At 54.6% G+C, this 12,914-nt stretch carries 13 protein-coding genes; 8 read left to right on the plus strand and 5 right to left on the minus strand.

Annotated elements, in window-relative coordinates; genetic code table 11:
• Nucleotides 1-91 precede the first annotated feature (91 nt).
• From M8370_RS08485 to pdxK, 7 genes are all read left to right on the plus strand, one after another.
• Complete coding sequence (locus M8370_RS08485) at nucleotides 92-991, plus strand: Dyp-type peroxidase (protein WP_250020764.1); 900 nt, start codon at nucleotides 92-94, stop codon at nucleotides 989-991.
• Between the two features lie 172 nt (nucleotides 992-1,163).
• Nucleotides 1,164-2,177, plus strand: coding sequence for a thiosulfate/sulfate ABC transporter substrate-binding protein CysP (gene cysP / locus M8370_RS08490; RefSeq protein ID WP_230136478.1), 1,014 nt, complete (start codon nucleotides 1,164-1,166; stop codon nucleotides 2,175-2,177).
• Nucleotides 2,177-3,010 carry a sulfate/thiosulfate ABC transporter permease CysT gene (gene cysT, locus M8370_RS08495; RefSeq protein WP_013098204.1) on the plus strand — a complete coding sequence of 278 codons (834 nt, stop codon included), beginning with the start codon at nucleotides 2,177-2,179 and terminating at the stop codon, nucleotides 3,008-3,010. The genes cysP and cysT overlap by 1 nt, the downstream gene beginning before the upstream one ends.
• Nucleotides 3,010-3,885, plus strand: a complete 876-nt coding sequence (gene cysW / locus M8370_RS08500) for a sulfate/thiosulfate ABC transporter permease CysW (protein WP_013098203.1) — start codon at nucleotides 3,010-3,012, stop codon at nucleotides 3,883-3,885. Before cysT ends, cysW begins: the two co-directional genes overlap by 1 nt.
• Nucleotides 3,875-4,969, plus strand: a complete 1,095-nt coding sequence (gene cysA, locus M8370_RS08505) for a sulfate/thiosulfate ABC transporter ATP-binding protein CysA (protein ID WP_013098202.1) — start codon at nucleotides 3,875-3,877, stop codon at nucleotides 4,967-4,969. Before cysW ends, cysA begins: the two co-directional genes overlap by 11 nt.
• Before the next feature lie 118 nt (nucleotides 4,970-5,087).
• Nucleotides 5,088-5,999: a cysteine synthase CysM gene (gene cysM, locus M8370_RS08510; RefSeq protein ID WP_013098201.1), complete on the plus strand. Its 912-nt coding sequence runs from the start codon at nucleotides 5,088-5,090 to the stop codon at nucleotides 5,997-5,999.
• A 5-nt stretch (nucleotides 6,000-6,004) separates the two neighbouring features.
• Nucleotides 6,005-6,841, plus strand: coding sequence for a pyridoxine/pyridoxal/pyridoxamine kinase (pdxK, locus tag M8370_RS08515; RefSeq protein ID WP_048972563.1), 837 nt, complete (start codon nucleotides 6,005-6,007; stop codon nucleotides 6,839-6,841).
• Between the two features lie 44 nt (nucleotides 6,842-6,885).
• Here the strand turns inward: pdxK and crr are convergent, their stop codons facing one another.
• The 5 genes from crr to cysZ form a co-directional block, all read right to left on the minus strand.
• The gene (gene crr, locus M8370_RS08520) at nucleotides 6,886-7,395 is read right to left on the minus strand and encodes a PTS glucose transporter subunit IIA (RefSeq protein ID WP_003861316.1); all 510 of its coding nucleotides are present in this window, start codon (nucleotides 7,393-7,395) and stop codon (nucleotides 6,886-6,888) included.
• A 40-nt stretch (nucleotides 7,396-7,435) separates the two neighbouring features.
• Nucleotides 7,436-9,163: a phosphoenolpyruvate-protein phosphotransferase PtsI gene (gene ptsI, locus M8370_RS08525; RefSeq protein WP_013098199.1), complete on the minus strand. Its 1,728-nt coding sequence runs from the start codon at nucleotides 9,161-9,163 to the stop codon at nucleotides 7,436-7,438.
• Between the two features lie 44 nt (nucleotides 9,164-9,207).
• Nucleotides 9,208-9,465 carry a phosphocarrier protein Hpr gene (gene ptsH, locus M8370_RS08530; RefSeq protein WP_000487600.1) on the minus strand — a complete coding sequence of 86 codons (258 nt, stop codon included), beginning with the start codon at nucleotides 9,463-9,465 and terminating at the stop codon, nucleotides 9,208-9,210.
• Between the two features lie 317 nt (nucleotides 9,466-9,782).
• On the minus strand, nucleotides 9,783-10,754 hold the full coding sequence (gene cysK / locus M8370_RS08535) for a cysteine synthase A (protein WP_013098198.1): 972 nt from the start codon (nucleotides 10,752-10,754) through the stop codon (nucleotides 9,783-9,785).
• Nucleotides 10,755-10,917: 163 nt separating this feature from the next.
• Nucleotides 10,918-11,679, minus strand: coding sequence for a sulfate transporter CysZ (gene cysZ / locus M8370_RS08540; protein WP_155022729.1), 762 nt, complete (start codon nucleotides 11,677-11,679; stop codon nucleotides 10,918-10,920).
• Nucleotides 11,680-11,909: 230 nt separating this feature from the next.
• Between cysZ and zipA the strand changes: the two genes are divergently transcribed.
• Complete coding sequence (gene zipA, locus M8370_RS08545) at nucleotides 11,910-12,896, plus strand: cell division protein ZipA (RefSeq protein WP_250020765.1); 987 nt, start codon at nucleotides 11,910-11,912, stop codon at nucleotides 12,894-12,896.
• Nucleotides 12,897-12,914 lie beyond the last annotated feature (18 nt).

Genomic DNA, 12,914 nt, shown 5'->3' on the forward strand with positions numbered 1-12,914 from the left:
TTGCGCCTGAACAATCCGTCTCGCTGAAATCCGGGTATAATACCCACCATCAATGCCACGTTGTCGTGGCATCTTTATTTCAGGAGGAGCGATGTCTCAGGTTCAGAGTGGCATTTTGCCAGAACATTGCCGCGCGGCGATTTGGATTGAAGCCAATGTGAAAGGGGATGTGGATGCCCTGCGTGCGGCCAGCAAAGTCTTTGTGGATAAACTGGCCACCTTCCAGGCCAAATTCCCGGATGCCCATCTGGGCGCTGTGGTGGCCTTTGGCAATAACGTCTGGCGTCAGCTGAGCGGCGGTGAAGGGGCGGAAGAGCTCAAAGACTTTATCCCTTACGGCAAAGGTCTGGCACCGGCAACCCAGTACGACGTGTTGATCCATATTCTCTCTCTGCGCCACGACGTGAACTTCTCCGTTGCTCAGGCGGCGGTAGCGGCGTTTGGTGACAGCATTGACGTTCAGGAAGAAGTCCACGGTTTCCGCTGGGTGGAAGAGCGCGACCTGAGCGGCTTTGTCGACGGGACGGAAAACCCGGCAGGTGAAGAGACGCGCCGTGAAGTGGCGGTCATCAAGGATGGCGTGGATGCTGGCGGCAGCTACGTATTTGTTCAGCGCTGGGAGCATAACCTTAAGCAGCTTAACCGCATGAGTGTGCAGGACCAGGAGATGATGATTGGCCGTACCAAAGAGGCCAACGAAGAGATCGACGGCGATATACGCCCGGTGACCTCTCACCTGAGCCGCGTTGACCTCAAGGAAGACGGTAAAGGGCTGAAGATTGTTCGCCAGAGCCTGCCGTATGGCACCGCAAGCGGAACCCATGGCCTTTACTTCTGCGCCTACTGCGCGCGTCTGTACAATATTGAGCAACAGCTGCTGAGCATGTTCGGCGATACCGACGGCAAGCGTGACGCCATGCTGCGCTTCACCAAACCGGTCACCGGCGGCTACTACTTCGCACCATCCATAGAGCGTCTGATGGCGCTGTAATTCCCTTTCTCCCTCTCCCTTTGGGAGAGGGTTGGGGTGAGGGCAACAGGCCTCACCCTTATTCCCTTTTCTGCTTGTAAATCACCAAACGGTATATAAAACCGTTACTCGTTTCGACCTCGTTATAAATATTATGACAATAAGATAGTCATCACATTTATAAGGGTGCGCAATGGCCGTTACTGTACTGAAAAAAGGATCCCTGGCACTGGCAGCTTTACTGCTGGTGGCACAGGCGCAGGCGACTGAGCTGCTGAACAGTTCATATGACGTCTCCCGCGAGCTGTTTGCCGCCCTTAACCCGCCGTTTGAGCAGCAGTGGGCGAAAGACAATAACGGCGACAAGCTGACCATTAAACAGTCTCACGCCGGTTCGTCCAAACAGGCGCTGGCGATCCTCCAGGGGTTGAAAGCGGATGTGGTGACCTATAACCAGGTGACCGATGTGCAGATCCTGCATGACAAAGGCAAGCTCATCCCGGCCGACTGGCAGAGCCGTTTACCAAACAACAGCTCGCCGTTCTACTCCACCATGGGCTTCCTGGTGCGTAAGGGCAATCCGAAGAATATCCACGACTGGAGCGATCTGGTTCGTTCTGACGTAAAGCTGATTTTCCCGAACCCTAAAACTTCCGGTAATGCGCGTTACACCTATCTGGCGGCGTGGGGTGCAGCGGACAAAGCAGACGGTAACGATAAAGCCAAAACCGAGCAGTTCATGACCCAGTTCCTGAAAAACGTCGAAGTGTTTGATACCGGCGGTCGCGGAGCAACCACGACTTTCGCAGAACGCGGTCTGGGCGATGTGCTGATTAGCTTTGAATCGGAAGTGAACAACATCCGCAAACAGTATGAAGCGCAGGGCTTTGAGGTCGTTATCCCGAAAACCAACATCCTGGCCGAGTTCCCGGTGGCGTGGGTGGATAAAAACGTGCAGGCAAACGGCACTGAGAAAGCGGCAAAAGCCTATCTCAACTACCTGTACAGCCCACAGGCGCAGACCATCATTACTGATTACTACTATCGCGTGAACAACCCTGACGTGATGAACAAACTGAAAGATAAATTCCCCCAGACCGCGCTGTTCCGCGTGGAGGATCATTTCGGCTCCTGGCCTGAGGTGATGAAAACGCATTTTGCCAGCGGCGGTGAATTAGACAAATTGCTGGCGGCGGGGCGTAAGTAATGTTTGCCCTCTCGACTAAACGCGTGCTGCCGGGGTTTACCTTAAGCCTCGGAACCAGCCTGCTGTTCGTCTGCCTGATTTTGTTGTTGCCGCTCAGCGCGCTGGTGATGCAGCTTGCGCAGATGAGCTGGTCCCAGTACTGGGAAGTGGTCACCAACCCACAGGTCGTTGCGGCCTATAAAGTGACGCTGCTGTCGGCGTTTGTGGCCTCGCTTTTTAACGGCGTGTTTGGCCTGCTGATGGCGTGGATATTAACCCGCTATCGTTTTCCGGGCCGCACGCTGCTCGACGCGTTAATGGATTTACCGTTTGCACTGCCGACGGCCGTTGCCGGTTTAACGCTGGCGTCACTTTTCTCTGTAAACGGTCTGTACGGCGAGTGGCTGGCGAAATTTGACATCAAAGTGACCTATACCTGGCTCGGTATCGCGGTGGCGATGGCCTTTACCAGTATTCCGTTCGTGGTACGTACCGTACAGCCGGTGCTGGAAGAGTTAGGCCCGGAATATGAAGAAGCGGCAGAAACGCTGGGGGCTACGCGCTGGCAGAGCTTCCGTAAAGTTGTCCTGCCTGAGCTTTCTCCGGCGCTGATGGCGGGAGTGGCGCTGTCGTTTACCCGTAGCCTCGGTGAGTTCGGTGCGGTCATTTTTATCGCTGGTAATATTGCGTGGAAAACGGAAGTGACGTCGCTGATGATTTTTATCCGTTTGCAGGAGTTTGATTACCCGGCAGCGAGCGCCATTGCCTCGGTCATTCTTGCCGCATCGTTGCTGCTGCTCTACACAATCAACACTCTGCAAAGTCGCTTTGGTCGACGTGTGGTAGGTCACTGATGGCGGAAGTTACTCAATTGAAGCGATACGATGCGCCCCGCATCAACTGGGGTAAATGGTTTTTGATTGGTACGGGCGTGCTGGTTTCTGCTCTCATCCTCGTGGTACCGACAATCTATATTTTCGTGCAGGCGTTCAGCAAAGGGATTATGCCCGCGCTGGAAAACCTGGCGGACCCGGATATGCTGCACGCCATCTGGCTGACGGTGCTGATTGCGCTGATCACCGTGCCGGTCAACCTGGTATTCGGTACGCTGCTGGCCTGGCTGGTGACGCGCTTTACCTTCCCGGGGCGTCAGATGCTGCTGACGCTGCTGGATATCCCGTTCGCCGTCTCACCGGTGGTGGCGGGTCTGGTTTACCTGCTCTTTTACGGCTCTAACGGCCCGCTCGGTGGCTGGCTGGATGAGCACAACCTGCAGGTGATGTTTGCCTGGCCGGGTATGGTGCTGGTGACTATCTTTGTAACCTGTCCGTTTGTGGTACGCGAACTGGTACCGGTGATGTTAAGCCAGGGGAGCAACGAAGACGAAGCGGCTGTGCTGCTGGGCGCGTCAGGCTGGCAGATGTTCCGCCGCGTCACGCTGCCGAATATTCGCTGGGCACTGCTCTATGGGGTGGTGCTGACCAACGCCCGCGCAATTGGCGAGTTTGGGGCGGTGTCGGTTGTATCCGGTTCCATTCGAGGTGAAACCCTGTCGCTGCCGTTACAGATTGAACTGCTGCAGCAGGACTATAACACCATCGGCTCCTTTACCGCCGCAGCGTTGCTGACGCTGATGGCTATTTTGACCCTGTTTTTGAAGAGTGTGGTGCAGTGGCGTTTAGAAAATCAGGAAAAACGTCAGCATCAGGAGGGAAATCATGAGCATTGAGATTGCCAATATTAAGAAGTCTTTTGGTCGCACCCAGGTGCTGAATGATATCTCGCTGGATATCCCTTCCGGACAAATGGTGGCGCTGCTGGGGCCGTCTGGCTCGGGTAAAACCACGCTGCTGCGTATCATCGCCGGTCTTGAACATCAGACCAGCGGACATATCCGTTTTCACGGCACCGACGTGAGCCGCCTGCATGCCCGCGATCGTAAAGTCGGCTTCGTGTTCCAGCATTACGCGCTGTTTCGCCACATGACGGTGTTCGACAACATTGCGTTTGGCCTGACCGTGCTGCCGCGTCGCGAACGCCCGGATGCGGCTACCATCAAAGCGAAAGTGACCAAACTGCTGGAAATGGTGCAGCTGGCCCACCTGGCTGACCGTTTCCCGGCGCAGCTTTCGGGCGGCCAGAAACAGCGTGTCGCACTGGCGCGCGCGCTGGCCGTGGAGCCACAAATACTGCTGCTTGATGAGCCGTTTGGCGCGCTGGATGCGCAGGTGCGTAAAGAGCTGCGCCGCTGGCTGCGTCAGCTGCATGAAGAGCTGAAGTTCACCAGCGTCTTCGTCACCCACGACCAGGAAGAGGCGATGGAAGTCGCGGACCGCGTGGTGGTCATGAGCCAGGGGAACATCGAACAGGTGGACGAGCCAGAGCAGCTCTGGCGTGAACCTGCCACCCGTTTTGTCCTGGAGTTTATGGGCGAAGTTAACCGTCTGCAGGGCACCGTACGCGGCGGACAATTCCACGTCGGGGCACACCGCTGGCCGCTGGGATACACGCCTGCCCATCAGGGGCCGGTGGACCTGTTCCTGCGCCCGTGGGAAGTGGACGTCAGCCGTCGTACCAGCCTGGATTCACCGCTGCCGGTGCAGGTGCTGGAAGCTAGCCCTAAAGGTCACTACACACAAATGGTGGTACAACCGCTGGGCTGGTATACCGAGCCGCTGACGGTGGTGATGCGCGATGAAGAGGCGCCACACCGGGGTGAACGCCTGTTTGTGGGGCTGCAGCATGCCCGTATTTATCACGGTAACCAGCGCATCGAGACGCGCGAGGATATTGCTCTGGCGGAGTCAGCCTGATAGGTTATTAGGATGTTTATCGCCCGGTGGCGCTGCGCTGACCGGGCCTACAGCTAAAACTGCGTCTTGTAGGCCGGGTAAGCGAAGCGCCACCCGGCTTTTTTATTGAGTAAAAATCGTGAATACACTCGAACACACCATCGGCAACACTCCACTGGTCAAGCTTCAGCGCATGGGGCCTGACAACGGCAGCGAAATCTGGGTCAAACTCGAAGGCAATAACCCGGCGGGGTCAGTCAAAGACCGCGCGGCGCTGTCGATGATTGTCCAGGCTGAGAAGCGCGGTGAAATTAAGCCAGGCGACGTGCTCATTGAGGCCACAAGCGGGAATACCGGCATTGCGCTGGCGATGATTGCCGCGCTGAAAGGCTACCGCATGAAGCTGCTGATGCCGGACAACATGAGTCAGGAGCGCCGCGCCGCGATGCGGGCTTACGGTGCTGAACTGATACTGGTGACCAAAGAGCAGGGGATGGAAGGGGCGCGCGACCTGGCGCTGGCGATGGCTGAGCGCGGTGAAGGCAAACTGCTGGATCAGTTCAATAATCCGGATAATCCCTACGCCCACTACACGACCACTGGCCCGGAAATCTGGCAACAAACCGACGGGCGTATCACCCATTTTGTCTCCAGCATGGGCACCACCGGCACCATCACCGGCGTGTCGCGTTTTCTGCGCGAGCAGGAAAAACCGGTCGCCATTGTCGGCCTGCAGCCGGAAGAGGGGAGCAGCATTCCGGGTATTCGTCGCTGGCCTGCGGAATACATGCCGGGCATTTTTAATGCTCAGCTGGTGGATCAGGTGCTGGATATTCATCAGCGCGAGGCGGAAAATACCATGCGCGAGCTGGCGGTACGCGAAGGCATCTTCTGCGGGGTTAGCTCGGGTGGCGCGGTAGCAGGTGCGATGCGTGTGGCGCAGGAGAACCCTGGTGCAGTGGTGGTGGCGATTATCTGCGATCGCGGCGATCGTTATCTGTCTACCGGCGTCTTTGGCGAAGAGAGTTATTCGCAGGGGGCGGGGATTTAAGCGTCATGGAGATGATTTTATTCCGGGATAAGACCCGGGCGCAGCAAACCGATATTGTCGCGGTGCAGTCGCAGGTGGTGTACGGCAGCGTGGGGAACAGCATTGCGGTACCCAATATTCGTACCCACCGGCTTAACGTGACCGCCGTGCCGACGGTGCTGTTCAGCAACACGCCGCACTATGACACCTTTTACGGCGGGGTGATCCCCGATGAGTGGTTCAGCGGCTACCTGAAGGCGCTGGAAGAGCGCGAGATCCTGCGCGAGCTTAAGGCGGTCACCACTGGCTACATGGGCAGCGCCAGCCAGATTGTTCTGCTGGCGCAGTGGCTGAAGACGATCAAAGTGCAACACCCGGAGTTGCTGGTGCTGGTTGACCCGGTGATCGGGGATATCGACAGCGGTATGTACGTTAAACCTGATATTCCTGAGGCGTATCGTGAGCATCTGCTGCCGCTGGCGCAGGGCATTACGCCCAACGTATTCGAACTGGAAGTGTTAAGCGGTAAACCGTGCCGCACGCCAGAGAGCGCCATCGCCGCCGCGCAGGGGCTGCTTTCCGATACGCTGAAATGGGTGGCGATAACCAGTGCGCCGGTGGCCGACGACCCGCAGAATATTCACGTCGTGCTGGTGAGTAAAGAGGGCGTTACCGTAAGCGCGCACCCGCGCGTCGAGACGGATCTGAAAGGAACGGGCGATCTGTTCTGTTCAGAACTGGTCAGCGGTATCGTGGGGGGGAAAACCGTTGCTGACGCCATACGCATGGCAGGCGATCGGGTGACTGACGTCATGATCTATACGCAGTCGAAAGGTTACGACGAGCTTATCCTCCCCGCATAAACAAAAATGGCGCCCGAAGGCGCCATTTTTCTGTGCGGCAAGAATTACTTCTTGATGCGGATAACCGGGGTTTCACCCACGGTGACGCTGCCAGACAGTTTGATCAGCTCTTTGATTTCGTCCATGTTGGAGATAACAACCGGCGTCAGGGTAGACTTGGCTTTTTCTTCCAGCAGTGGCAGATCGAATTCAATCACCGGGTCGCCAACTTTAACACGCTGGCCTTCTTCTGCGATACGTTTGAAGCCTTCGCCTTTCAGTTCAACGGTGTCGATACCGAAGTGAACGAACAGTTCGATACCGCTATCAGATTCGATAGAGAACGCATGGTTGGTTTCAAAAATTTTACCGATGGTGCCGTCAACTGGAGCAACCATTTTGTTGCCAGTTGGTTTGATAGCAATGCCATCACCAACGATTTTCTCAGCAAACACTACATCCGGCACGTCTTCGATGTTGACGATCTCGCCGGAGAGCGGAGCAACAATCTCAATAGTTCCGGAGTCTTTCTTATCATCAGAAACCAGAGATTTCAGTTTATCGAACAAACCCATGATCTTCTCCTAAGCAGTAATTTGGGCCGCATCTCGTGGATTAGCAGATTGTTTTTTCTTCAATGAACTTGTTAACCAGCGTCATTAACTCGTCCGTTGTCGGTTGAGCAAGAGCCTGCTCTGCTAACACCTTCGCATCTTCGAAGTTCGTGTTACGGATAATCTTCTTAATGCGCGGGATGGAAATGGCGCTCATAGAGAATTCGTCCAGACCCATACCCAGCAACAGAAGTGTAGCACGTTCGTCGCCTGCAAGCTCACCACACATGCCAGTCCATTTACCTTCTGCATGAGAAGCATCAATAACTTGCTTGATCAAGTTCAGTACGGACGGTGACATTGGCTGGTAGAGATGTGAAATCATATCATTACCACGGTCAACTGCCAGGGTGTACTGCGTTAAATCATTGGTGCCGATACTAAAGAAATCAACTTCTTTGGCTAAATGACGCGCAATGGTCGCGGCTGCTGGTGTTTCCACCATTACGCCGATCTCAATTGACTCGTCAAATGCTTTACCTTCGTCACGCAGTTCCTGTTTGTAGATCTCGATCTCTTTCTTCAGTGCACGCACTTCTTCAACAGAGATGATCATCGGGAACATAATGCGCAGCTTACCGAAAGCAGAGGCACGCAGAATCGCACGCACCTGGTCACGCAGGATCTCTTTACGATCCATGGCGATACGCACTGCACGCCAGCCCAGGAATGGGTTCTCTTCTTTCGGGAAGTTCATGTACGGCAGCTCTTTGTCGCCACCGATGTCCATGGTACGGACGATAACGGCCTGAGAGCCACAGGCTTCAGCCACCGCTTTGTACGCCGCAAACTGCTCTTCTTCAGTTGGCAGGGCGTCACGGTCCATGAACAGGAATTCAGTACGATACAGACCCACACCTTCCGCGCCATTGCGCTCAGCGCCATCGACGTCGCGTACGGTACCGATGTTAGCGCACACTTCTACCTGATGGCCGTCCAGCGTGATGGCTGGCAGGTCTTTCAGTTTAGCGAGTTCCGCTTTCTCAGTGGCAACCTGCTCCTGAACGGTACGCAGTTGCTCGATCACATCGTTAGTTGGGTTGACGTAAACCACGTTGTTTACGGCATCCAGAATCAGATAGTCGTCGTTTTTCACCTGAGTGGTGACGTTACCGGTACCCACGATGGCAGGCAGTTCCAGAGAACGCGCCATGATTGAGGTGTGGGAGGTACGGCCACCGGCGTCGGTGATGAAACCCAGCACCTTGTTCAGGTTCAGCTGTGCGGTTTCTGACGGGGTCAGGTCAGCGGCAACCAGGATCACTTCGTCCTGAATCGCGCTCAGATCGATGATGGCCAGACCCAGAATGTTGCGCAGCAAGCGTTTACCGATGTCACGTACGTCAGCCGCACGCTCTTTCAGGTATTCATCGTCCAGCTCTTCCAGGGCAGATGCCTGACCTTCGATAACTTCATGCGCAGCCGCGTCGGCCGTCATGCCTTTATCTTTAATCAGGGCTATGATTTCCTGCTCCAGCTCCTCATCTTCGAGCAGCATGATGTGCCCTTCGAAGATAGCTTCTTTTTCTTCACCGAAAGTTTCGCCAGCTTTAGTTTTGATTGCTTCCAGTTGCGCAGATGCCTTGGCACGACCGCTCAGAAAACGTTCAACTTCCTGATCAACCTTGTCGGCAGAAATTTTTTTCCGGTCGATGACGATCTCGTCTTCTTTCAGCAGCAATGCTTTGCCGAAAGCGATACCCGGGGATGCTAAAATGCCTGAAATCATAACCCTACCTTACTTGTGACTGATATTTAAAAGAACCCGGAAACTTACTCGAGCTCAGCCATCAGTTTTACCAGATGCTCAACTGCTTTCTGCTCGTCTTCACCTTCAGCAGAGATAGTGACAACGGTGCCCTGAGTCAGGCCCAGAGTCTGCAGTTTGAACAGGCTTTTTGCGCTAGCGCTTTTGCCGTTGGAAGTCACAGTGATTTCAGAAGTGAAGCCTTTCGCTTCTTTAACAAACTGAGCAGCAGGGCGGGTGTGCAGACCGTTCGGAGCGGTAATGGTAACTTCTTGCTGGAACATTGTATTTCCCCAACTTATAGGTTTAGTGTTGTGGAACTAAAGTCTAGCCTGGCGACTGAACTTTAGCCTGTATTGTTAGCGCTGACGTTTCGATCGTCATTAAACATTATGCAGCGAAAGCAAGACTTGAACCAAATCATAAAATCGATTCAGCAAGGGTATTTCGTTCGCTGATTAATTTCACGCATCAAAATAATTGCTGGTTTAAATACCAGACCCAACGGGGTGAATCAATGCCAGGAGGGGTAAAACTTTGAAGCAGGCCACAAAAAAGCACCTAAAAAGGTGCTTTTTTACGCGTTATTAACATGCTGGCATTACTGTTGCAGTTCTTTCTCGGTAAACAGATCGGCAAACAGTGCAGTGCTTAAGTAACGCTCACCTGACGAAGGTAGGATAACCACAATATTCTTGTTGGTAAAGGACTCATCTTCCTGAAGTTTGAGCGCCGCCGCAACGGCCGCGCCGGAAGAGATACCGGCCAGAATACCTTCTTCATCCATCAGGCGGCGTGCCGTCGAGATGGCTTCTTCGTTCGTGATCGTGACGACTTTATCGATAAGCTTCAGATCCAGGTTACCCGGAATAAAGCCTGCGCCGATACCCTGAATCTTGTGCGGGCCCGGTTTGAGCTCTTCACCCGCCAGCGCCTGGGTGATAACCGGCGAGTCGGTCGGCTCAACGGCCACGGTGATCAGGTCTTTTTTACCTTTCGTGCCTTTAATATAGCGTGACACACCGGTCAGCGTACCGCCGGTACCCACGCCGGAGATAAACACATCAACCTGGCCATCGGTATCTTCCCAGATTTCCGGGCCGGTGGTTTTTTCGTGAATTTCCGGGTTTGCCGGGTTGCTGAACTGCTGAAGCAGCAGGTATTTCGCCGGATCGCTGGCAACAATCTCTTCGGCTTTCTGAATGGCACCTTTCATGCCTTTCGCGCCTTCGGTCAACACCAGGTTTGCGCCCAGCGCTTTGAGCAGCTTGCGGCGTTCGATGCTCATGGTTTCAGGCATGGTCAGCGTCAGCTTATAGCCACGCGCCGCAGCCACATAGGCCAGCGCAATACCGGTGTTGCCGCTGGTAGGCTCCACCAGCTCAACGCCTGGCTTGAGCACGCCACGTTTTTCGGCATCCCAAATCATATTTGCACCGATACGGCATTTTACGCTGAAGCTCGGGTTGCGGGATTCGACCTTCGCCAGAATGCGTCCATTACCGATACGGTTCAGTCGAACCAGGGGCGTATGACCGATAGTCAGCGAGTTGTCTTCATAAATCTTACTCATGGCCTGTCCTTAACTGTATGAAATTGGGATACCGACCCAGCATACCTGCTAAGCAGGTAGGGGGAAGTAAGGAATTCGCATATCTATATACTGCAAGGAAATAATGGGGATCAGTATGGAATAAGGGACAGCATAAGCCATCCCTTGTTTACACATTTTTGCATTACTTCCATAACGCGTGCTTAGCACGGTAGCAGTCGACCCACATTGCCGTTGCGCCGCACACTGCAACGGGCACGATGAAAAGATTAAGGAAGGGGATCAAGGTGAACAGGCTGGTAAGCGCGCCAAACTGCATATTGGCCACTTTCTGCGTGCGCAGCGCGGTACGCATCTCTTTGAAGGGCACCTTGTGGTTATCAAACGGGTAGTCGCAGTACTGAATAGCCAGCATCCAGGCGCTGAACAGGAACCACAGCACAGGCGCCACCGTCTGGCCGATACCGGGCACCAGATAAAGGAGAAGCAGTACAATTGCACGGGGGAGATACCAGGCGAATTTTTGCCATTCGCGCTTCATTATGCGCGGAATATCTTTCATGATCCCCAGCACGCCCGTGTCCGGTGGCGTGGCACCTGTCAGACGCGCTTCGAGCTGTTCCGCCAGCAGGCCGTTAAACGGCGCGGCAATCCAGTTGGCAATCGTTGAGAAGAAATAGCCGAACACCAACAGCACAGAAATCACCGCGAGTGGCCACAACAGATAGCTTAGCCACTGCAGCCAGTCAGGTACATAACTCATCATGGCCGGGACCCAGCTTTCAAGCTTCGTGAAAAGCCACCAGAAGGCGCCGCCCATAAGAATAATGTTGATCAGCAAGGGCAGAATGACGAAACGTCGAATACCCGGCAGGGAGACCAGTTTCCAGCCCTGAGAAAAATACCAGACGCCGCTGCGTGGGGGAGAAGAAGATGTTGAAACCATAACCAGGCTGTACTCCTTTTTTCACAACCAGTGGAATTGCCCGCCTATATTATCCAGTTACGGACCAATGACCAGTTCGGAAATGTTCGAAAAAACAGCAAAAAGCACGATTTAGTTCATCTTTATGCTGTGAATGCTCTGCACACACTTGCACTTGACGTAAACGGCAAATACTCTTAGTGAGTAAATGTTTGCCGTGGTGGCAAGGTGTTAGAACAACAGAGAATATAATGATGCAGGATTTGCGTCTGATATTAATCATTGTTGGCGCGATCGCCATAATCGCTTTACTGGTACATGGTTTCTGGACCAGCCGTAAAGAGCGTTCTTCTATGTTTCGCGATCGCCCACTGAAGCGCATGAAGTCCAGTCGTGACGACGATGAAAGTGAATATGACATCGACGATCGCGATGACGACGGCGTGGGTGAAGTTCGTGTTCATCGGGTCAATACTGCGCCCGGCGCGGCTCATGGGGAGCATGAAGCCCCCCGTACTGCGCAGCACCAGTATCAACCGCCGTATGCTTCTGCACAGCCGCGCCAGCCTGCGCCGCAGCCTGTGGAAGAGCCGGTGCGTCAGCCGCCGCAGCAGCCTGTTCAACAGCAGCCAGCTGCGCCGCAGCCGGTTCCACAGCAACCCGTGCAGCAGCCTGTACAACCGCAGCCTGCTCAGCCGGTACAGCAACCGCCGCAACAGCCTGTTCAGGCGCAGCCTGCAGCACAGCCAGCCCCGGCACCGCAGGTTGAGCCAGAGCCCGTTGTAGAGCCAGAACCGGTTGTTGAAAAACCGCAGCGTGAAGAAGCGGTGATCATCATGAACGTGGCCGCCCATCACGGCAGCCATCTGAACGGTGACGTGCTGCTTAACAGTATTCAACAGGCTGGCTTCAAGTTTGGCGACATGAATATTTTCCATCGCCACCTGAGCCCGGACGGTAGCGGCCCGGCGTTGTTTAGCCTGGCCAACATGGTTAACCCTGGCACCTTCGACCCTGAAATGACGGGCGATTTCGTGACGCCGGGCGTGACGATCTTTATGCAGGTTCCGTCTTACGGTGACGAACTGCAAAACTTTAAGCTGATGCTGCAGTCCGCTCAGCACATCGCTGACGAAGTCGGTGGTGTGGTGCTCGACGACCAGCGTCGCATGATGACGCCGCAGAAACTGCGCGAGTATCAGGACCGCATCCGCGAAGTTAAGGAAGCCAACGCGTAATCGACGCGTTTTCTTTAA

It is taken from the genome of Enterobacter cloacae complex sp. OE43NF, from assembly GCF_023544405.1.
In the GTDB taxonomy this organism is placed as follows: Bacteria; Pseudomonadota; Gammaproteobacteria; order Enterobacterales; family Enterobacteriaceae; genus Enterobacter; species Enterobacter cloacae.